We start from the raw sequence: 20,949 nt of genomic DNA on the forward strand, positions 1-20,949 counted from the left end.
AGACAAACAAGCCCTCGATCAAGTAGACATGAACAAGGTCAGGACCTGGGGAATTACGTGACGCCGGGCCCGGGGAATTACGTGATCGTTCACACGTAGTGCTCATTGCCGATCAACAGGGCACGGCGTCTGACCAGTCGGGTCACTCCCCGCCGCCCTCCGGCCCGCCGGAGGGGGCGTCACCCACCTTGTCCAGGAAATCGCGGACCACGCGCTCCTGAGCGGCGTCCGGCCGACCCGTGATCGCGACGGAACGCCCGTCGTAGGTGACCTCGACCTTGCGGTGCCGGTCCCTGGCGCACCATTCCTTGATCGCAGTGATCAGGACCTGTGAGGCGGGTCGCGCAATGGCCGTAGCCGTGGCAGCCCACAGCGCGACCTCGCCGGCTCCGGTGCCCTTGTGACCAGGCTCCGAGGGCTGGCCGGCGTCGGCGAACCCGACGGCCACCCCCTCCGCCTCGTGCAGTGCCGCATACAGATCACGCGTGAGCCGCTCCTGCCGCAGCGCATCCCCGCCGGCCGGCACCACGAGCCGCCAATGGCGCCCCCCGTCCTGCATTCACCACTCCTTGCTATCGGGCCGTCACGTGGGATGACTCTGGCATGAAGGTGCCGCTGGCACAGCTCGACGACCAGCGGGCAGGGCTGCATTCGGCCATCGGCGAGGGGCAGACAGGGATTTGAAATCGCCGCGGCTTCCCGCCTGATCGGCATGACTACCGGTGCGAGGGAAGACCGGCCCGAGTTCAGTCGCCTGTCTTCTTCACGTTCACCCTGCGAAGGGCGAGGACTGTGCCGTCCTCGCGGATGGAGACCGGCCCACCCCACTCATCGTCCCAGTCGGCGCGGGGCCAGGCTTTCCTCCGCTCATGAAGGGTGCTGCGCCATGCCGACACCTGTGCTCGCTCCGCCTTGTCGTCGCCGGCTCGTGTGCCCCTGGCCAGATGGCGGAAGAGATCTGCCTGGACTCCGGAGAAGGCCTCCACGTGGTCGCCGTTGAGGCGAAAGACGTGGTCGGTGCCGGCGAATTCGTCACCCAGCAGCGTGCAGGTGATGTCCTGGACGCTGCCTGCTGCCGGATGCTCGAAAGCCTCGAAGAACTCTCGGCCCTGTCGCTTCGTCAGAAGCCTTGCGGTGGCCCGGCCCGCTCCGGCGAATGCCATCAGCCCCGCGGCGTCGGTGTGGGCGAAGGTCTGCTGAAACCACGCGAACTGATCAGGCTTCACCTGGCAGCCGGGCTCGAAAGGCACGTGACGTCCCGCTTCGGCGGGGCGCTCGATCCCCGGGAACTGTTCCAGCTGGCGCGGGGATTGGTCCAAGTCCACCTCGCGGCTTCCTTCATCTCCGCTGAGGCTGAGGTCAGATCCGTGGCCTGGCGCATGCAGGGCATGGACGGTGACCGGCCCGTCGAGGGGAAGCTCGGTGCTGAAAACCAAGCCAGGCGTCTCGTTCCAGGCCCCGATGTGAACGCCGTCCACGTACGCCGCACAGGCAGCAAGCTGCGTGTGTGAGACGGACGCCCCGCTGTGGTTGCCCTTGCACGCGATCGGGAAGATCATCGACGGTTGGTCCGGCTTCCACACCTCGGCCAGGTACTGCGGACGGTAGCGGTAACCGACGCTCACGCTCTTGTTGTCCTTGTTCTCTCTTTCCGCGCTGGTCAGAGCCCATCCTGCGCGCAGGACCGTGTCCGAGTGGAGGATGGAGACGTGGTGATGCGGATACCGGCTGCGCAGGACGCGTTCGGCGAGCGTGAGAGCGAACGCCTGGCCCAGCTCCTCCGACTGAAGTGTCTTGTAGTGCTTGGCGATGCGTTTGCCCTCCCCAGAGAGCCACAGGAACGAGCCCTTCCCCGCCTGCAAGGCCTGGATGTACTTCAAGCTGCCCCAGTGCTCCGCGAGCCCGCGAGCCGCGCCGCGCTGCGTGAGCGACAGACCTCGCGCGAGGTGATGCAGCAGCGCGATGTACGGCAGCTGCACGGACGCACCCAGCTCGGAGCCGGGCAGGGCACGCAACCCTTGTTTGCGGCGCAGTTCCGGCGGCGCCTCCTTGCGGGGCCGGCCCTCCCGCTCCGCTTCCTCGGCCTGTTTCTGCTGATTCCGCTGCCGTTTCTTGTCCTCGGCGCGAGCCGCTGTTTCCACGCTGCCGATCAGTGCGTTCTTGGAATCCGCAGCGACCACAACCGAATCCAAGAGGCGTTCCAGTATCTGCGCAGCACTCAGAGCGTCTTTCACGGCAGTCCCTCCCCCTGAACACCCGGACGTACCTCTTCAGACATGAGAGTGACGTCGGCCATTCGGCAACGCCAGACGGCATTCAGGGAATGGCCAGAATCATCCGGCCGTTGCGGTAGGGAATCGGCCGTGCCCCCTGGGACGCCCACGTCACATCTCGGCGGCCTCCGCCCACGGGCCATCGCCTGCGGTGCTCCTGCCGTACGGGACAGAGGCCTTGTCATGGGGCTGATGCCCGAGAGGCACCACGGCAACCCGGGGAGGGCCCTTCCGGCAGGCCCGGTCGCACGGAATGCCATGCGGCGTCAGCTCGCGACACTGAATACGCTACTGAAAACGTTGACCCTCAGCTCTGCGGCAGTCCGCGGAGGTTGCGCATACGTGTCCCAGGTTTCGGAGAATCTGGCATGGCGGGACAGCAGCTGCACAGTCTTGGGGTCGTGCTCTCCTGACATGGCGAGCGTGGAAGTGTAAAAGCGCTTCAGCTGGTGGAAGCGCGTTCGCGGAGGGAGACCTGCCCTTTCCAGAGCCTGATGCCAGCGACGGTAAAAGTGAGACAACCGGACCGGCCGGCCATGAGCGTTCGTCACGACAAGACCGGGGCCTCCTGGTTCTATAGCCGCCCCGCTCCTCCCCTTCGCGTGGAGAAGTCCGGGTTCAGCCCCGGGCGGAGCGAAGCGCGCCAGGTGTTTTTCCAGTTGCCCGATCAGGAAGGCGTCGACGGGCAGGGTGGCAGAACTCGCCTTAGTCTTCAGCGGCGCGTCCTGTCCGCGCAGCCGCTGCTCCCTGATACGCAGGAGATTCCGCTCCCAGTCGATATGCTCCCATTTCAGCCCGAGCACTTCTCCCCGACGGAGGCCGGCACAGGAAGCCAGCCACACCGCAATTTCATAGTGCGGTTCGACCTGTCGCATTGCCGCCGCTACCGCAGCTACGCGATCGGGCGTCAGGGCCACTTCAGTGCTGCAGCAGATCTCGGGGAGTTCGACGCGGAAGACAGTGTTTACGGGTAGTGGAACGTCCTCGTCCATCATGTAGTTGATGAGGATTCGCCACGTTTTGAAAACCTGAACGACCGAGCGTGGCGACCGAAGGCTCGGGGTGTCCAGGAGGTGGTCGACGAATGCCGTGGAATCACTCCGACGCAGCGATGCTGCGGGACGGTCACCGGCGAACGGCAGGATGTGGTTGCGGAGATGCCCTTCGTACAGGTCTACCGTGCTCCTCCTTTTCCCCCGCCTCCTCTTCCTCCTGATCATCTGGGCTGCATAGAAGGAGACATTACGGCCGCGGTGCGCCCGACCTCTCTCTCCTTCCTTCTTTCCAGGCAACGAGTGTTGGTTCAGGTGATCGTGTGCTTCATGCCATTCCCTGAACGAGACGCGACGCTCCCGTCCGAGGTGATCGACGTAGCGGGCCTGCCACCGGAGCCCTCGTCCGTGATCCGCTGAAGGATAGAGGGGGCGGCCCCTGGTCCCACATTTGCAGGGAACGTCGCCGCGGTGTGGTTTCGGATATGACTTATGCCAACGATCAAACGGCAACACATTTCTCATCGTGCCTCTTGAAGGAACTCACCACTCCCGCCGCGTCAACTCAACAGCGGTGCCGAGACGTCATCGAGTCCGGACAATGAGCGCCTCGCGGTGTGGCCTGCTTGCTGTACAGCATCAGCATTTCCCGCACCCGGCCCGATTATGCACAGCTGTTCATGGCCTTCCGGTTGGCGCACCGGTGGTGTCGCTGTGTGCCAGATCGTGAACCGTCGCCCGACCCGCGGCTCCTGTCGCTGGGTATGCAGATCCGCCGCCACAGAGAGGAACGTGGTTACAGCCTGGAGGAGCTCGCAGAACGCAGCGGGCTGAGCTTTCGCGGTCTCATCTACATTGAGCATGGGCAGCGCAATCCCAGCGTTCTGACTCTCGTGGACATCGCGGTAGCACTTGATGTAGCGCCTGGTGAGCTCATCAATCACCTGGTGGACGATCGCTCTGGCAAGAAACAGCAGCGGTGAGAGCGGATCGTCAAGGGCCAATCAACGTTAGCCGGGGTCCAGCTGCAGCCGTCGTCGCGCAGAACGACTACTGCGCCCTCGCAGACTGACTGTCAGCGCTGGGTGCCGCGCCTGCTTGCGTGGCAATTGTTCTTGACGGCCGACACTACTGGACAGCCCGGTTCCTGCGGCAGCGCCGCCTCGGGCTGACTGACCGTCCTCCGACCCAGACGGCTAGGGCTGAGGTGTGCGCAGGGCGGTGCCGGTGAACGCAAGTCCGCATTCCACTGGCGGTAGGGGCGTGACCTTCGAGCGGCGTTCGGTCGCTTCCTTTCCGGTCTGCCTCCTCACCGGTGCACCTGACTGCCCTTCAGGAGGGCGGCCAGCACATCAAGCTGCGCGACGCCAGTCCAGTCGGCGCGGCCCAGCACCGACCTCTCCTCAGCTCGATCAGTTAGGGCGCCCTGCTCATCACGGCAGCCCAAAGAGGTCGGTGTGACTGCTGATAAAATTGCTAATGAATGATCATTAAGTGGCTTCTTGAGTCACCTACTTCGTGCGAGGCGTCATGGGAGTGGATCCCTCCGGCCGGCTCAAGCATTGCACTCTCGAAGGCAACATTGCCTGGCGCCTCGCGACTCCGAACGGCGCTGACGATCTTGTCGACGCAGCCACGGTGCATGCCTCGTTCGATGAGGCCTTCCGGTTCCGCCAAGAGGACTTGAAGCGAGGCATAGCTGGCTTGCGGGAGCCGCAGCTTGGCGCCGTACATGCAGTTCTTGGGCACTGGGCGTCAAGGAGGCCTCAGCCCGCTACGGTCGTCATGCCTACGGGAACGGGCAAGACCGAGACCATGGTGGCCTTGTTGGTGGCCGGGAAAGTTGAGCGCCTTCTGGTGATCGTTCCTTCCGACGCCTTGCGGGACCAGGTGGCGAAGAAGTTCGAGGGACTGGGGCTACTCCAAGCCTTCGGTAACGTCGCCGAGTCGGCACTCAAGCCGGTCGTCGGACGGGTCAAGCGCGGGATGCAAGACCCTGTTCTGGCCCACGAGTTCGCGACGCACTGCAATGTGATCGTGGCGACGCCGTCCGTCATGCAGCATTTCTCTCCAGCAGCACGGGATGCCCTGATCGAGACGTGCACCCATCTGTTCGTGGATGAGGCCCATCATGTGACCGCGCAGACTTGGCGTGAGATTCGCGATCAATTCGACGGGAAGCGCGTAGTCCAGTTCACGGCCACCCCGTTCCGCAGCGACGGCGCCGACCTCGGCGGTCGATTCGTGTTCAGCTTCTCGCTGAAGGACGCATACCAGCAGAAGTACTTCTCGAAGATCACATACGCTCCCGTGATCGACCTGTTCGACCCGGACCGAGCCATTGCGCAACGGGCCGTAGAACTACTCCGCGAGGACCTAGCCGCCGGCTACGACCACCTCCTCATGGCTCGCGTCAAACGGATCGGGCGCGCCGAGGATGTCCTGCCCCTCTACCAAGAGCTCGCCCCGGACCTGAACCCTGTCATCCTGCACAGCAAAGGCCGCAAGACGGACCTTCAAGCCGCACTGAATGCGCTGCGCGACCGAAGCAGCAAGATCGTCGTCTGTGTCGACATGCTCGGCGAAGGCTTCGACCTGCCCTCGCTCAAGATCGCGGCAATCCATGACCAGCACAAGAGCCTGGGCATCACACTGCAGTTCATCGGCAGGTTCGCACGAGTGACCGCTGGCACCACGGTGGGAACGGCGACCGTCGTCGTCAACCGCACCGAGACTCAGTTCGACGAGAACTTGAAGAAGCTGTATGCCGAGGATGCCGACTGGAATGACGTCATCGAGATCCTCTCCGCTCACGCGGTCGGCGCGCAGGAAGAACTCAGCGACTTCGAGGAGGCCTTCTCCAGCCTGCCCGAAGAGGTCTCGATCCGGAACATCGCGCCGCGGATGAGCACGGTCGTCTATCGCACCAGCACTCTGCGGTGGAAGCCCGAAGCGCTTGCGCCGTTCTTCGGCGACCGGCTGCTCACCTACCCGGTTGCCATCAACGAACGAGACCGGGTCGCCTGGCTCGTGGCACGCGAGCGGAAGCCTGTCGTTTGGGGCACGGTGAAGAGCCTGGAGGACGTCTCGCACGACCTCTACATCCTGTACTGGGACAGAACACACGGGCTGCTCTACATCAACAGCTCCAACACCAGCAGTGTTCACGAAGAACTCGCCCAAGCGGTGGCCGGCGCGGACGCCATCCGGATCAAGGGGCCGGTCGTCTACCGGATCATGGCAAAGATCCGGCGGTGTGTGCCTACCAACGTAGGGACCCTTGACGCCCGCAACCGCAGCCGCCGCTTTCAGCTTGCGGTCGGCGCCGACGTCCTCCTCGACTATCCCGAGGCCGAACGGCGCAACAAGAGCCAGACCAACATTTTCGTCAGCGGCTACGAAGGCGGCGAGCGCGTCAACGTGGGCGCCTCGCTGAAAGGGCGCGTCTGGAACTACGGCGTGGCGCACAACCTCAAACGCTGGGTCGACTGGTGCGACGAAGTCGGTGCCAAACTCACCGATACGACTGTCGATCCAGCAGACGTCCTCAAGGGATTCATTATCCCTACCGAAGTCCAGGAACGTCCCGAGCTCGTCCCGCTGGCCCTGGAGTGGCCGATCCAGTTCTTCCTCGACACCACCGAGAGCGTGGAAGTCAAGCGCGACAACTTCAGCTGGCCGGTGATCGACACCGACCTCACTATCACCACCTTCACCCGTGAAGGCCCGATCGGCTTCACCCTGCACACACCGCACTGGAGCGTCGACTACCAGATCACCGTCGCGGAAGGCCGTCTAAATTTCACGTGCGACGGCCCCGAACCAACAGTCGCGACGAGCCGCCAAGCCCAGCCCTTCAGCGAATACTTGAACCAACACGGTCTGCGGATCCTCTTCGAGGACGAGGCGATCCTGGAACCGGACATGCTCCTCATTCGCCCGGCAGGGACTGTGGCGCCGTTCAGCCCCGAACGGCTCGTGACCATCGACTGGACGGGCATCAACCTGCACAAGGAGTCCCAGGGTGCCGACCGAGACCCCACCTCCATCCAGGCACGGGCCATCCAGCATCTCCTTGGCGAGGCCGACTGGGACCTTGTTATCGACGACGATGGCGCCGGTGAAGTGGCAGACATCGTCGCGGCCCGCGTCGAGGGCAACCAACTTCATGTGAACCTCGTCCACTGCAAGTATTCGCACGGCGATGCACCTGGTGCCCGAGTCGCTGATCTGTACGAAGTGTGCGGCCAAGTCCATAAATCCACTAAGTGGAGGCACCGCCCGGGACGCCTCTTCAACAACCTGATCCGCCGCGAAGGTAACCGCCGAGAGCAAGGCCGGTCTGGACTGGAAAAGGGGACGGACCAGACCCTCTACGACCTCGCCCAGCGTGCTTCACTCCTGGAGCCGAAGTTCACCATCACCATCGTTCAGCCCGGCGTCTCCAAAACCCGGGTCTCCGAAGACCAGCTCCACCTGCTCGCCTGCGCCGAGGTATACGCGATGGATACCGCCAACAGCGCTCTCCAAGTGATCGTCCATCCCTAACCACGGGATCTAGCACATCTCCAGGGCTGCAGGACTTCTTCATCTGGGATCAGCGATACGTGAATGAGAGTCGGAGTCGGACTGGTCGCTGCACGCGGCGTAGTAAGAACGCGTTAACAGCCTGACCGTAGGAGACACAGCTCGCGGCGACGGCCGCTGCAACCTCGGAAGCGTTGGGGCGGCGTAGGCGAAACCACATTCCGGCTGCCGCATGTCACTCGCAGCCCGCCTTCAACGCCGCTGCTCGACGGCACCAATGACGCCACGTACCTCGCAAGGCCTTCAGCATCCAGCGACCAGGCACCCGCGGCATGTGGTCACCAGCAGCTCGCCGGTCGAACAGCTGAGGAATCGCGCGGCTTTGAAGTCCGTGAAGCCCAGCCGTTTCCCAGGTCGAGGGCATTGACGGCCACGCGGTCAGTGCCAAGGGTGGAGCGCGTTCACAAGGCTTCCGCACCTCGTTCCTGCAAGGCTTGACTGTACTGCTGCAACAGCCACACTTCTTTCTGTACGGCTGCCGACTGCGATGGATCCTTCTCGTCGTGCTCGCGAGCTAGGACGCCCAGGAGGTCCTGCATCCTCCGGTCGATTGAACGCCGCCTGACGGCGACGAGTTGGCCACCTGCGTAGGCTTCGTCAACGTTTCTGCGCATGATCGGCTCGGCGGTCAGCTCGGCGATCAGGGCCCGGACAGCGCCGTCGGGAGTGGCTTCGCGTACCAGAGAGAGGTACTCCTGCGGGTCCTGGACACCGTATTCGGCGCCGCCCGCTTCCATGATTGCTCGGCGCACGGCCGCATAGGGCGGAGCAGTGAACTCCTCGATCCCGTAGGCGTCGAAGGCTGGGGAGACCAGGTCGGGCCGCTGTAGGGCGATTTTGAGTAGTTCGCGCTCCGTTGCATAGACGGGGTTACGAAGATTGATCACGGGGTTGGGCTGAGTCCCGGCGTTCGCGTTCGAAGGCAGGTGCCGCGTCGTGGGAGCCTGGCTAGTACTACCGCGCGTTTCACGAGCCAGGTGGCTTACGTGCCTGACCACGAAGGTCTCGTCCAGGCTGCCGAGCATGCTGGCGAGTTGGAGCGCGACGTGGTGCTGAGTCGCCCTGTTCGTGATGCCGGCGACTGCGGGAGCAGCCTCTGCCAGGGCGGCCCTCTGCCCGGCCGTTGTCTCCAGATCGTGTCGAGTAATGATCTTACGCAGGATGAACTCGAAGAGCGGGGTGTGTGGTTCAGCAAGTTCCGTGACGGCCGCATCGCCTTTAGCGATGCGCAATGCACTGGCGCTCATCCCGTCAGGTGCGACGGTGATGTAGGAGTGAGCGGCGAACTTCTGATCGTCTGCGAGTGTGCGCAGCGCGGACTGATGAGCGTGCCCATCATGGGCGAAGGCAAAGGTGATCCGGGAGCTCCCATCACTCTTGAGGAGGCGTCGCAGGATCGGGATGTGATCAGCACCGAAAAGAGTGCCGCAGGTGGCGACGGCGGTGGAGATACCCGCCAGGTGGCAGGCCACGACGTCGGTGTAGCCGTCAACCACAACGGCGTGGTTGGTCCTGGCGATGTCCTTCTTCGCGAGGTCGATGCCAAACAGCGCTTGGGACTTCTTGTAGATCGCCGTGTCGGGCGTGTTGATGTACTTAGGGCCGTTGTCCGCTTCGCGGAGCTTGCGGGCGCCGAAGCCGACGACTTCGCCGCCGATGTTGCGAATGGGCCACATCAGACGGCCGCGGAAGCGGTCGATGGGGCCACGGCGCCCTTCCTGGGCCAAGCCGGAGAGCAGGAGTTCCTTGTCCGTGAAGCCCTTGCCGCGCAGGTAGCGCGTGAGGTGGTCCCAACCTTGGGGACTGTAGCCGACGGAGAAATACTCGGCAGCGGCCTGGTCGATACCGCGCTCGGCGAGGAATGTGCGGCCGATCGCGGCCTCGGAGGTGGTGTTGAGCTGTGTGAGGTAGAACTGCGCGGCCGCTGTGTGTGCTTCGACCAGGCGGATGCGGTCAACGTGCTGGCGGTCGCGGTGGCCTGCATCAGCGCGCAGCGCGATACCGCCGCGTGAAGCTAGCCGGTCCACGGCTTCGCCGAAGGAAAGGTGCTCCATCTTCATGATGAAGTCCAGCGCGTCACCACCGGCAAGGCACTCGAAGCAGTGATAGACGCCCTTTTCGCTGTTCACGCTGATTTGCCCGCTGTTTCCTTCACAGAAAGGGCAACTTCCACGGAATTCGTGTCCAGACTTGCGAAGTGGAACATAATCAGCGATCACGTCCCTGAGCGGAACTTCGGCTTTGAGGGCTGCAAGGTCCCTCCTGCCTAAGACTGGTTGTGCCTCAGCACGGGAGGGCGACCCGACCCGGCCGTTCCGACTTGCCTGGCTTGACCCTTCATACTGGACAGTGGCCGCTGGCCTGGCCGTTTTCCACGCGTTCCATGCGAAGGGAGCGCTACTGGCAGTGTCATCGACCAGACGGTTCGGCAACGGCAGACCGCGAGCGCGCATCCTCTGGCGCAGGGGCTCGTAAAGGTCGCCGAGCGTCAGAACCGTGGGTCCGTTCGGAATCCCCTCGCGAACAAGGCTGATGAGCTCACCCGTGAAGGAGGTACAGGCGTCGTCCTGTTGATCGAGGGGAACGACATGCGCGGGACCGTCTGCAGCCGTCCATATATAGGTTCCTCGAACATCGGCTGCCAGAGCAAGGCTGTCTGCCTGCGCAGAGAGCGTTTGAACCGCTCTGCCGGAATGACAGCAATCAAGGACCGAAATCTTCACACGCGCTGGACTGCCCAGCAAAGCGTCCCGAACGTGAGCGTAGGGCATGCCGGTCAGATCGACATGATCCGTATTGGTCTCACTCAGCGGTAAGAACAGCTCACCACGCTCGGAAAGAGTGCCATGGCCGACGAAATAGAAGAGGAAGGTGCCGTCAGTGCGCGCCGCAAGTTCGCGCAACTGGACTGCAACGTCCGGTACGTGAGCCGCGTTGTCAATCACGGTCACCTGCTCAGGAAGCCAGCCGCACAGCCTTGAGTCGATCAGCAATTGCCGCATGCGCCGAAGACTGTTCGCGGCTGCCGGCACAGGACGCTGCCGCACATCGCGATAACGGGACACGCCCAGCAGGACGGCGCATCGATCGAGCCGGCCAGTGCTCCCCTTAGTGCTCATCGAGCGTCTGCTTGATCAGGCGCAGAAGTTCCGCTTCGTCGACAAGGTCCGCACCATTACGGACAATCTGCACGGACTTCCCATCGACGGTGACACTGACGCTCTGTTCGGTGCGCCTGCTGCTGAGCCAGGACCCGAGCGATGCGACGAAGGCTGTGGCAATGCCACCAGAACCGACAGCCACACTGATCAACTCGAATGCGCCTCCGAGTTCGTCCGCTTGTGTTGGCCGACGCTCAGCCCTTACATGCCCCTGAAGATCGCGCTCACGGCGCAACCACTGCAGGAGCGAGGTGAACTCTTCGGCCGGCGCCCCGTCCTCCAGGCGTATTTCAAGTTCCACGCAGCTGCGCCCCCTTGGCTTCTTCGATCTTCCGTAGGTGAGAGCGGTGTGCGCCTTCGAGTTCGCGACCACGTCATGCACTCACTGCCGCAGGGTCACTTTAACGTTGCCAGCTGAGTCAGGGGCAGCGTCTCCTTCCGAACACCCTGCTCTCCGGCGTCCACGCGAGTGCCATCCGATGGGCGTTAACACAGCAGTTGAAGGACCGTCAAGGCGCCCCGAGCCGGAACGAACGGAACCTGGAGTGATTGGCGACGCAACCCGTCACCTTGAAGCACGGATGTCCCGATCCCTATTGCTGCGGGAAAAGAGGTCACACGGCTTCCGGCTCTGATGGCCTCAGGTGAGGTGGGTAGCCCTTGGCGCGAAGAAAGGTGTCAAGCACCAGCGCGACGATGTCTCCGTGCGGTACGCCGGTGTCGGCGTGGTAGCGGCGGATCCGACGCTGAAGCTGGAGAACCTCAGGAACGGCATAGTTGAGCTGTCCGCGTTTTGTATGCCGGTTGCCGATGACGTCCAACGTGTCCGGGTGCGGCGCAAGAGCGTCATCGGTCGGTTCGACCTCAGAGTCGAGCGCGTCGGCGATTTCACGCAGTCGGCGGGCGTAGTGGGAGGGATCAGGCACGAGAGTTGCTCCGGTCGGTTCCGGCTAGGCGACTAGTCAGCCGCCTAATGGACTATGGGAATAGTCGGCAGGGGCGGCCGCATCCTTGTAGAGGCGGCCGCCTGTGCACTGCCGTTGGGTTCAGAAGCCGCGGGTGGCGAGCCACTCGTCCAGTGCGACTGAGACGATGTCGCCGATCGGCAGGTGGTCGAGTTCGTTGTCCAGTGCGAAGCGCTTGATCCGCTTCTTCAGCCTCAGCGCGGCGGGGACTGAGGAGTCGAGGCTCTCGCGCGTGATGATGCGCTGGTTGAGGACGACGGCCGTCTCGGGAATGTCCTTGGGACGACCGGGCCCCTGAGCCCACGGGGTTCCCTCGCTCGGGGCCGCCTCCGATCGCGTGTTCCGCTCCTGGTGAGATCCCGGAACATCCGTCCTCACCGGGAAGGCGGTACTGCCTGGGACCGGAGAAGCGGCTGGCCGCACTGCAACCTCGGCGGTCGGCGACACCCCAGAGACCGTGGCGGTGTCCTGGTACAGAGCGGCCTGCGGAACCTGCTCAGTCAGTTGCGTGGACTGAACCACGGGTCCCGCGGGCTCAGCGGCTCCGACCACGAACTGCTCCGGCCCCTGCGCCGTTTGCCCCGAGAGAATCGGCTGCACCGCAGGCGCTCCTGCAATGGAGTGAGCCGGCTGCGCCGCCAGGTCGTGGACAGCGCCGCTCGATTCGATGTCGACGGTCGGCGGGACCTGGGGCTGCGGCACCTCTCGGACCGTCCCAGTCGGGTCGCCTTGCGCCGACGTCTCCGCGGGAGCCGTGGAAGGGTGCTGGGCTGGGGACTCGTCGGCGGCGGGACGGCCTTCCTCCCGGGCGGCGGCCTGTTCGGCGGCGAACTGCTCGGGCGTGAGCTCGGCGGCCGGCGGAGGGGGCGGCGGGGTCGTCTTCTTGACCCCGCCGAGGGCGCGACCGCCCGCGCGGCGGGCTGGCGGCTTCGGCCTGTCGTTCTTCTCGCTCATGCCTCGGTCAGCTCCTTCATCAGGTTGGCGTACTCGCTCAGTTCGGTCGGGATCTCGCCGAAGGCCTCCATGTAGTGCACCCAGGAGTGGATGGTGGTCTCGGCCAGCGGGAACGGCTCGTCACGGTCCGGGCCGATGCCTTCGCCCTCGGCGGGCTCCAGCAGCTGCTCCCTGGCCCGGCCGGGCAGGCTGGTGCGGTCGTCGGCCTTGACCATGACCACGTGGGCGGTGACGTCGTGGGGGTTGCGGGCGGCGGCGCGCTCGGCCTCGTCGAAGGTGGCCACGAGCTTGCGGCGCTCGATCTTGGTGGGGGCGACCGGCACGAGCAGCAGGTTCGCCTCGGTAACAGCCTCGTGGAAGATGCGGGCGCTGCCGCCGCCGGCGTCGACCACGATCGCGCCGAACTCGGCCCGCTTGGTGCGGATGTACTCGGCGATGTCGTCGAACGGGTACCGCTCGATGACCAGGTTGGCGGGGATCTCGAAGCCGGCGGCCTGGGCGACCCTGAACCAGTCGTAGGCGGACTGGCTGGTGGCGTCCGCGTCCAGCAGCAGCGTCGGCACGTCGAGGACGACCGCGTAGTAGAGGGCGATGAACCAGGCCGAGGTGGTCTTGCCGGTGCCGCCCTTGAGCATGCCGACCACGATGACGAAGGCGTCCCAGGCGCCGGCCGCAGCAGCGGCCAGGGTCTTGGTACGGGTGTTTTCACTCACGTGTGCTTGATCTCCTGAATCGGGAAAGGTGTGTGGGGTTGCGTGCGCCGGCGAGGAGGCCGACGCCGGAGGCGGCCGCATCTGGGCGGAGGAGGGCCTCGTGCTGCGCAGCTGGATCCGGGATGGTTCACCCTCGGACCCCTGACCTGCCCAACCCGGACAGGGACACCTGCGGGGGCGCTCATGACCGCTTCCGCGGGGTCCGGGCCGGGCCGTGGTTGTGCTTGGGCCGCATGCGGGTGCCCGCCAGGTGCAGGAGCCGGTAAACGCTGCCGACGGAGTAGCTGCACTCCGCAGCGAGGTCCGGCACCGTGGCGCCGGCCTCGTACCGCGCCCGCAGGGATGCCGCGAGCTTCATCCGCCGCGCGGCATGGGCTGCGGAACGGATGCGCAGTGTCTGCTGGGTGGTGCGGGGCGTGCCCCCGGCCTCGATCAGCAGCCGCCGCGCGGCACGTCGCGTCACGGACCCCGCCACGGCCAACTCTTCGAGCGTGGCGCCCTGTTGCTCGTAGAGGCGGCGCAGACGAGCCGCGAGATTGCGGCGGGCCTGCCCGTCGCGCAGCCTGCGCGTCTGCCACGAGGTGCGCATCACGGTCCCGGCCTCGCGCAGCCGGTTGAGGACCGTGCCGTACGACAGACCGCTCGTGGCGACGAGTTCGGCGACCGTGGCGCCCAACTCGTACTGCTCACGCAGGCCTTGAGGAGTGACCGATTCACTCTCGACATCGGCGAGTGGAGGCTGTGGAGTCACGTGGCGGAGTTCCATTCCCTGAGGGCTTCGGCATGGGCAGCGGCCAGCTCGTCGTAACTGCGCTGGTCAGCAGGGGTGATGAGAATCAGTCGGCCATCGGTGGCCAGGCGCCAATCGGCCGCAGTCCGACCGGTGACCGGGTCGAGGACGCTCCCGCCCGGCGTCTGCCACGCGGACGGGAATTCATCGGGCCGCGGTGCCGGGACCAGGACCTGGCGCCCGTCGCGGACGATCACAATGGCCTTGCTGCGGTGCTCCGCGAACCGGTCCAGCGCCTCCCGGTACGCCGCCCGCTCGACCGCATGCAGAGTCCTGCGCCGGACCGCGACGCCCGCTGTGCCGTAGCACTGGGCGATGCTGTCCCAGCCCTCAGCCGGCCGTGCACCCAGTTCCATGGCGGCGTCCTGAGAGCCGTTGCCGAAGCCCTCCACGGCACGGGGAGCGAGCGTCCACGTCTCGCCGTCGTGGTGCACCAGACCGTGGTTGGCCAGGCGCCGCAACGTCCGATAGGCAGTGGCGCGGGACACGGAGGCCGTACCGACAAGCTCGCTAACCGTCTGAGCAGGCCGGACGTGCAGCGCACCGATGATCATGAGGGCGGAGCTGCCGAGACCTCGGTGGGCGAAGGCGTCGTGTCCCATCAGGCGGGCGATGACGGTGGAGTCGATGTCGGCCGTCATGGCCGTCTCAGGGGTGGTCCACTCCTCAAGTGCCAGGTCGGGGGGGTACTGAGTGGTCCAGAAACGAGACAGCGAACCGCAGGCACGGCCACCGGTACTGCTGTCGTGGTCGAGGTACCAGGTGGAGCCCTCCCGGCCATGCCCGACCCGCAGCCGCCGCAGCCAGCCCCCAGGCTTGAGGACGGTCTCGTAGACCACGCGCAGCGTTGTCCGTGAGATCCCCGCTTCCTCCGCGGTCTGCCGCTCGCTGGCGTGATGCAGCGGGCCACCGGCAATTTCGGCGAAGTTCAGATGCGCCCGCAGCACCCGCAGCGCGGTCCGTCCCCGCTCGCCGCGCCAGGGCGCGGTCTCGATGCGGTCCCGCAGGGCGGCAAGAACCTCGTAGGCGTGGTGACGTGAAGCCGGCACTCGCGTTCCGGCGACCACAGCCGTCGCGCTGGCCCACACCCGCCGGATGTAGTCCAGGGCGCGTGCCTGCCCTGAGCGCAGGGCGATGTGCCGGGCGTGCCGGCCGCCCTCGTGGTCGGGGTGCAGCAGCAGCCGGGTCAGCTCGTCGATGCTGCCGCCGGCCCGGGCGACATGGCAGGCGATGGCCGCTGTGACGCGGTGTCCGTGCTCGGCCGCGCCCTGCCGGTCCTGGCGCACGGCCACGATGCGGCCGTCGGAACCGAGCCTGCTGTAACTGCCCGTCGCGTACCGGCCGGTGAGATCCCCGAGCAGGACGAGTTCGGCCGCAGCCGGACGAAGGTGGTGAAGGCCCAGTCGGCCGAACGGGTGAGGGATCTGCCGCTGTGGTTCTGCCTGATGACTGTGGTGTGGCACGGTGAGGTCGTCTCGCAAAGACAAGGGCGCCACCCAGGCCCGCTAAAACCACGGGTGATGCCCGGAACCGACCTCCGATCGGTGCCAGCGATGCCTCCAGGATTGCCGTCCTGGAGGCATTCGTATGCCTGGCCCCGCTCTGGAGGCAGGCGTCCCCATCGCAACTCGACCAAGGCAGGAGCGGAGCGCCGTCGAGGTCGCCGCTCCTGATCCATCCCGGCCAACTCGGGTCTCCCAGAAGCAGCTTGCAGAGGCGCTGCCTCTGACTGCCTCTGAACGACCCGGGTCGTACCGGGGTCGAATCAGAGCGTTTTCCTCTGACTGCCTCCGATCGCCTCTGTAACCCGTCCTAGCAGGTCACAGCCGCTTTAACCCTCATAAGCCCAGGCCAGAAGGGGTGCGGCAGATTTACTGGGAGTCCAAGGAGAATCTGTACGCCTACGCCACCGCACCGGACGCGTTCCACCACAAGGCGTGGGCCACGCTCAACCGCAAGGAGCGCGACGGCAAGCTGCGCGGGCAGGTGGGGATCTGGCACGAGGCGTACATCGTGCCGGAGGGGTCGTACGAGGCGATCTACGGCGACATGCCGGCCTTCGGTCTCGCGGCCGCGCACGGGCAGATCCCGCTGGAGAAGCGGGGCAGGTACGCCAAGGACCGGTTCGCGCACCGGTCGCAGCAGGAGGCACCGGCCGAGCAGGCGGGCTGACCGGGAGGGACCAGGGGGGATCGGGGGAGCGGGGAGGGCCTGCCGCGGCGTCGGGGCCGGCTCTCCCCGCCGACGTCCCGTGGGGTGGTCCGGTGTGTCAGCCGGTGCGGCGCAGGGCCTCCGAGAGGCGGGCCGCGGCGTCGATGACCGCCTGGGCGTGCATCCGGCCCGGGTGGCGGGTCAGGCGCTCGATGGGGCCGGAGACCGAGACGGCGGCCACCACGCGGTTGGAGGGGCCGCGCACGGGCGCGGAGACGGACGCGACGCCCGGCTCGCGCTCGCCGATGGACTGGGCCCAGCCGCGGCGGCGTACGCCCGAGAGCGCGGTGGCGGTGAAGCGGGCGCCCTGCAGGCCCCGGTGCAGGCGCTCCGGCTCCTCCCAGGCCATCAGGATCTGCGCGGAGGAGCCGGCCTTCATGGTGAGCGTCGAGCCGACCGGGACGGTGTCCCGAAGTCCGGACAGGCGCTCCGCGGCGGCGACGCAGATGCGCATGTCGCCCTGGCGGCGGTAGAGCTGGGCGCTCTCGCCCGTGACGTCCCGCAGGTGCGTGAGCACCGGGCCCGCGGTCGCGAGCAGGCGGTCCTCGCCGGCCGCCGCGGCCAGCTCCGCGAGACGGGGGCCGAGAATGAAACGGCCCTGCATGTCACGTGCCACCATGCGGTGGTGCTCCAGGGCCACGGCCAGTCGGTGGGCCGTTGGTCGTGCCAGTCCGGTGGCCGCCACCAATCCTGCGAGCGTGGCGGGCCCGGACTCCAGGGCGCTCAGGACAAGGGCTGCCTTGTCCAGAACGCCGACGCCGCTACTGTTGTCCATGCAACGATACTCACGTCTCACTCTGTGAAACGCAAGTTCATTTTTCCGTGAGACGCGCAACCCTTGTATGCACAGCGGCCCGAAGACCGACGGGCCTGGCGGCGGGTGCCCGGGAACAGGGGCCGAGGGCGTCGCCTCCACAAGATCTCTAGTTGGGCCGGCGCAGCTTTGCCGGCCGGAGGGAAAGCGATGGGTAGGACACTCGCGGAGAAGGTCTGGGACGACCATGTCGTCCGGCGCGCCGAGGGCGAGCCCGACCTCCTCTTCATCGATCTGCACCTCCTGCACGAGGTGACCAGCCCGCAGGCCTTCGACGGTCTGCGCAAGAGCGGCCGCAAGGTGCGCCGCCTGGACCTCACCATCGCGACCGAGGACCACAACACCCCGACCCTCGACATCGACAAGCCGATCGCCGACCCGGTCTCCCGCATCCAGCTGGAGACGCTGCGCAAGAACGCCGCCGAGTTCGGCGTGCGCCTGCACTCGCTGGGCGACGTCGAGCAGGGCGTCGTGCACGTGGTCGGCCCGCAGCTGGGTCTGACCCAGCCCGGCATGACGGTCGTGTGCGGCGACTCCCACACCTCCACGCACGGCGCGTTCGGCGGTCTGGCCTTCGGTATCGGCACCTCCCAGGTCGAGCACGTGCTGGCCACCCAGACGCTGCCGCTGGTCCGCCCGAAGACCATGGCCATCACGGTCAACGGCGAACTGCCCGAGGGCGTCACCGCCAAGGACCTGATCCTCGCGATCATCGCCCGGATCGGCACCGGCGGCGGCCAGGGCTACGTCCTGGAGTACCGGGGCTCGGCCATCGAGAAACTCTCGATGGAGGCCCGCATGACCATCTGCAACATGTCGATCGAGGCCGGTGCCCGCGCGGGCATGGTCGCCCCCGACGAGACCACCTTCGAGTACCTCAAGGGCCGCCCGCACGCCCCCAAGGGCGAGGACTGGGACGCGGCCGTCGCGTACTGGAAGACCCTCAAGACGGACGAGGACGCCGAGTTCGACGCCGAGGTCGTCATCGAGGCCGCCGAACTGTCGCCGTTCGTCACCTGGGGCACCAACCCCGGTCAGGGCGCGCCGCTTTCGGCCGCCGTCCCCGACCCGGCTTCGTACGAAGACGCATCGGAGCGCCTCGCCGCCGAAAAGGCCCTGGAATACATGGGGTTGGAGGCCGGCCAGCCGCTGCGCTCCATCAAGGTGGACACCGTCTTCGTAGGTTCGTGCACCAACGGCCGCATCGAGGACCTGCGCGCCGCGGCCGAGCTCGTCAAGGGCCGCAAAGTCGCCGACGGCGTACGGATGCTGGTCGTCCCGGGCTCCGCGCGCGTCGGTCTGCAGGCCGTCTCCGAGGGCCTGGACGTCGTCTTCAAGGAGGCCGGCGCCGAATGGCGGCACGCGGGCTGCTCGATGTGTCTGGGCATGAACCCGGACCAGCTGGCCCCGGGTGAGCGCTCCGCGTCCACCTCCAACCGCAACTTCGAGGGCAGGCAGGGCAAGGGCGGCCGTACGCACCTGGTCTCGCCGCAGGTCGCCGCGGCCACGGCCGTGCTGGGCCACCTCGCCTCGCCCGCCGACCTCGCCGACGTCCCCGCTGGAGTCTGATCAGTCATGGAAGCATTCACCAAGCACACCGGCCGGGCCGTCCCGCTGCGCCGCTCGAACGTCGACACCGACCAGATCATCCCTGCTCACTGGCTCAAGAAGGTGACCCGGGACGGTTTCGAGGACGGGCTGTTCGAGGCCTGGCGCAAGGACGAGAACTTCATCCTCAACCGGCCCGAGCGCAAGGGCGCCACGGTCCTGGTCGCGGGTCCCGACTTCGGCACCGGCTCCTCCCGTGAGCACGCCGTGTGGGCGCTGCAGAACTACGGCTTCAAGACCGTCATCTCCTCCCGCTTCGCCGACATCTTCCGCGGCAACTCGCTCAAGAACGGCCTGCTCACGGTCGTTCTGGACCAGAAGATCGTGGAAGCGCTGCAGGAGCTCAGCGAGAACGACCCGCAGGCCGAGATCACGGTCGACCTTCAGGCCCGCGAGGTGCTCGCCGAGGGCATCACCGCGAGCTTCGAGCTGGACGAGAACTCCCGCTGGCGGCTGCTGAACGGGCTGGACGACATCTCCATCACCCTCCAGAACGAGGCCGACATCGCGACCTACGAGGCCAAGCGCCCCTCGTTCAAGCCGAAGACGCTCCAGGCGTGACGGCAACCCTCCTCCGGAGCAACTGAACAGGTCGAGATTCGGCCACCGACACCCCCGCCTGTACCCCCGATCAGCCCGATCGGGGGTACAGCCGTGTCTGCGGACGAATGTCTTCGCACAGGCACTGGCTTTCGTTCAACTTCCCACGTTACAAAGGGTGTTGCGGGGGTACGCGGATGCAGTGACCGTGGCTTTCGCACACGCGTGGAAGGCCGTTTGAGGGCACAGTTGCTACCCCCGCAGGCGACAACTCGCCCCAGATGGCACAATCTGTGCATGGAACACGACGGCCAACTCGAGCTCTATGCGGCAGTCGCGGTCCAGCTCAAGGAAGCGCACACAAGAGTGCGCGCACTGCAAGTCCCGGAGGGCGTACGGATGGCGCTGACCCGGAAGCTGCTGGTCATTACGGCCGCGGCCAAGCACGATCTCGCCGACGCGGCAAGGCGACTGGAGGCGTTCACCGCGGACCTCGACGAGGGTCGAATCCCCGATGAGGACCGCTGAACGCAGCCGAGACAGCCGAGTTCGTTGCGGCGCATGGGTGATAAGCCCGTTTCGTGTTTGATTTGCGGTATATATCTGCCTAACGTGCGAAAAAGCTTGAACACTTTCGTTCTGGCAATGTCTCCGAAGGGGAAGACGTGAACAAGGCGCAGCTCGTAGAAGCGATTGCCGACAAGGTCGGTGGCCGTCAGCAGGCCGCCGAGGCCGTCGACGCGGTCCTGGACGCCATCGTCCGCGCGACCGTCGCGGGGGACCGGGTCTCGGTCACCGGCTTCGGTTCGTTCGAGAAGGTCGACCGGCCGGCCCGCTACGCCCGCAACCCCCAGACGGGCGAGCGGGTTCGGGTCAAGAAGACCTCCGTTCCGCGCTTCCGCGCGGGCCAGGGCTTCAAGGACCTGGTGAGCGGCTCGAAGAAGCTCCCGCGCGGCGGCGAGGTCGCCGTGAAGAAGGCGCCCAAGGGCAGCCTGTCCGGCGGGGCGACGGCGACGGTGAAGAAGGCCGCCGCGAAGAAGGCCGCCCCGGCGAAGAAGGCGACGGCCGCGGCGAAGAAGACCACCGCCAAGAAGACGACGGCCAAGAAGACCACGGCCACCGCCAAGAAGGCGACCGCGAAGAAGACCACGGCCAAGAAGGCCACCGGCGCCGCCAAGACCACCGCGGCGAAGAAGACCACGGCCAAGAAGGCGACGGCCAAGAAGGCCCCGGCGAAGAAGGCGACCGCCAAGAAGGCGCCCGCCAAGAAGTCGACGGCTCGCACCACCACCGCCAAGAAGGCCACCGCCCGCAAGAGGTAAGGGCACAGGGGTACTCACG

General features: G+C 66.1%; 16 protein-coding genes and 3 pseudogenes. 7 read left to right on the top strand and 12 right to left on the bottom strand.

The annotated features are described in order from the left end of the window. Positions 1-142 precede the first annotated feature (142 nt). The 3 genes from ABZ848_RS33425 to ABZ848_RS33435 form a co-directional block, all read right to left on the bottom strand. A complete protein-coding gene (locus ABZ848_RS33425; protein ID WP_360837977.1) occupies positions 143-559 on the bottom strand; it encodes a hypothetical protein in 417 nt (138 codons plus the stop codon). Positions 560-746: 187 nt separating this feature from the next. After that, positions 747-2,234: a hypothetical protein gene (locus ABZ848_RS33430; protein ID WP_360837978.1), complete on the bottom strand. Its 1,488-nt coding sequence runs from the start codon at positions 2,232-2,234 to the stop codon at positions 747-749. Positions 2,235-2,539: 305 nt separating this feature from the next. Continuing rightward, positions 2,540-3,493, bottom strand: coding sequence for a site-specific integrase (locus tag ABZ848_RS33435; RefSeq protein WP_360837979.1), 954 nt, complete (start codon positions 3,491-3,493; stop codon positions 2,540-2,542). Between the two features lie 398 nt (positions 3,494-3,891). Here ABZ848_RS33435 and ABZ848_RS33440 point away from each other — a divergent pair, with 398 nt between their 5' ends. Beyond that, a complete protein-coding gene (locus ABZ848_RS33440) occupies positions 3,892-4,248 on the top strand; it encodes a helix-turn-helix transcriptional regulator (protein ID WP_360837981.1) in 357 nt (118 codons plus the stop codon). 547 nt (positions 4,249-4,795) lie between these two features. Beyond that, positions 4,796-7,813 (top strand): DEAD/DEAH box helicase family protein, encoded by a 3,018-nt coding sequence (locus ABZ848_RS33445; RefSeq protein ID WP_360837983.1) that lies wholly within the window; start codon positions 4,796-4,798, stop codon positions 7,811-7,813. A gap of 440 nt (positions 7,814-8,253) precedes the next feature. On the opposite strand, the pseudogene dnaG reads toward ABZ848_RS33445, so the two are convergent. The 8 genes and pseudogenes from dnaG to ABZ848_RS33485 all read right to left on the bottom strand — a co-directional run. Then, a pseudogene (gene dnaG / locus ABZ848_RS33450) lies at positions 8,254-10,110 on the bottom strand (DNA primase); the annotation flags it as partial. 204 nt (positions 10,111-10,314) lie between these two features. Next, positions 10,315-10,971: pseudogene (locus ABZ848_RS33455) on the bottom strand (caspase family protein); the annotation flags it as partial. Continuing rightward, a complete protein-coding gene (locus tag ABZ848_RS33460; protein WP_360837984.1) occupies positions 10,961-11,314 on the bottom strand; it encodes a hypothetical protein in 354 nt (117 codons plus the stop codon). The gene ABZ848_RS33460 and the pseudogene ABZ848_RS33455, both read right to left, overlap by 11 nt. Positions 11,315-11,627: 313 nt before the next feature. Next, the gene (locus tag ABZ848_RS33465) at positions 11,628-11,939 is read right to left on the bottom strand and encodes a hypothetical protein (protein ID WP_360837985.1); all 312 of its coding nucleotides are present in this window, start codon (positions 11,937-11,939) and stop codon (positions 11,628-11,630) included. Positions 11,940-12,059: 120 nt separating this feature from the next. Continuing rightward, positions 12,060-12,932 (bottom strand): hypothetical protein, encoded by an 873-nt coding sequence (locus ABZ848_RS33470; protein WP_360837987.1) that lies wholly within the window; start codon positions 12,930-12,932, stop codon positions 12,060-12,062. Then, positions 12,929-13,645 carry a ParA family protein gene (locus tag ABZ848_RS33475; protein ID WP_360837989.1) on the bottom strand — a complete coding sequence of 239 codons (717 nt, stop codon included), beginning with the start codon at positions 13,643-13,645 and terminating at the stop codon, positions 12,929-12,931. The genes ABZ848_RS33470 and ABZ848_RS33475 overlap by 4 nt, the downstream gene beginning before the upstream one ends. A 181-nt stretch (positions 13,646-13,826) precedes the next feature. Then, positions 13,827-14,396 (bottom strand): helix-turn-helix domain-containing protein, encoded by a 570-nt coding sequence (locus tag ABZ848_RS33480; RefSeq protein WP_360837990.1) that lies wholly within the window; start codon positions 14,394-14,396, stop codon positions 13,827-13,829. Further along, on the bottom strand, positions 14,393-15,898 hold the full coding sequence (locus tag ABZ848_RS33485) for a helix-turn-helix domain-containing protein (RefSeq protein ID WP_360837992.1): 1,506 nt from the start codon (positions 15,896-15,898) through the stop codon (positions 14,393-14,395). The genes ABZ848_RS33480 and ABZ848_RS33485 overlap by 4 nt, the downstream gene beginning before the upstream one ends. A 397-nt stretch (positions 15,899-16,295) precedes the next feature. On the opposite strand from ABZ848_RS33485, the pseudogene ABZ848_RS33490 reads away from it, so the two are divergent. Continuing rightward, a pseudogene (locus ABZ848_RS33490) lies at positions 16,296-16,607 on the top strand (DUF4188 domain-containing protein); the annotation flags it as partial. A 97-nt stretch (positions 16,608-16,704) separates the two neighbouring features. Here ABZ848_RS33490 and ndgR read toward each other — a convergent pair. Beyond that, complete coding sequence (gene ndgR / locus ABZ848_RS33495; RefSeq protein ID WP_015036427.1) at positions 16,705-17,421, bottom strand: IclR family transcriptional regulator NdgR; 717 nt, start codon at positions 17,419-17,421, stop codon at positions 16,705-16,707. A gap of 189 nt (positions 17,422-17,610) precedes the next feature. Here ndgR and leuC point away from each other — a divergent pair, with 189 nt between their 5' ends. The 4 genes from leuC (at position 17,611) to ABZ848_RS33515 (ending at position 20,930) form a co-directional block, all read left to right on the top strand. Then, positions 17,611-19,029 carry a 3-isopropylmalate dehydratase large subunit gene (gene leuC / locus ABZ848_RS33500; protein WP_360837994.1) on the top strand — a complete coding sequence of 473 codons (1,419 nt, stop codon included), beginning with the start codon at positions 17,611-17,613 and terminating at the stop codon, positions 19,027-19,029. 6 nt (positions 19,030-19,035) lie between these two features. Beyond that, a complete protein-coding gene (leuD, locus tag ABZ848_RS33505) occupies positions 19,036-19,629 on the top strand; it encodes a 3-isopropylmalate dehydratase small subunit (RefSeq protein ID WP_360837996.1) in 594 nt (197 codons plus the stop codon). 276 nt (positions 19,630-19,905) lie between these two features. Continuing rightward, positions 19,906-20,136, top strand: coding sequence for a hypothetical protein (locus ABZ848_RS33510; RefSeq protein WP_360837998.1), 231 nt, complete (start codon positions 19,906-19,908; stop codon positions 20,134-20,136). A gap of 137 nt (positions 20,137-20,273) precedes the next feature. Continuing rightward, entirely contained in the window at positions 20,274-20,930 is a 657-nt protein-coding gene (locus ABZ848_RS33515; protein ID WP_360838000.1) for an HU family DNA-binding protein, read from the top strand. Positions 20,931-20,949: the final 19 nt, after the last annotated feature.

Source organism: Streptomyces sp. NPDC047081 (assembly GCF_040643775.1).
Classification (GTDB): Bacteria; Actinomycetota; Actinomycetes; order Streptomycetales; family Streptomycetaceae; genus Streptomyces.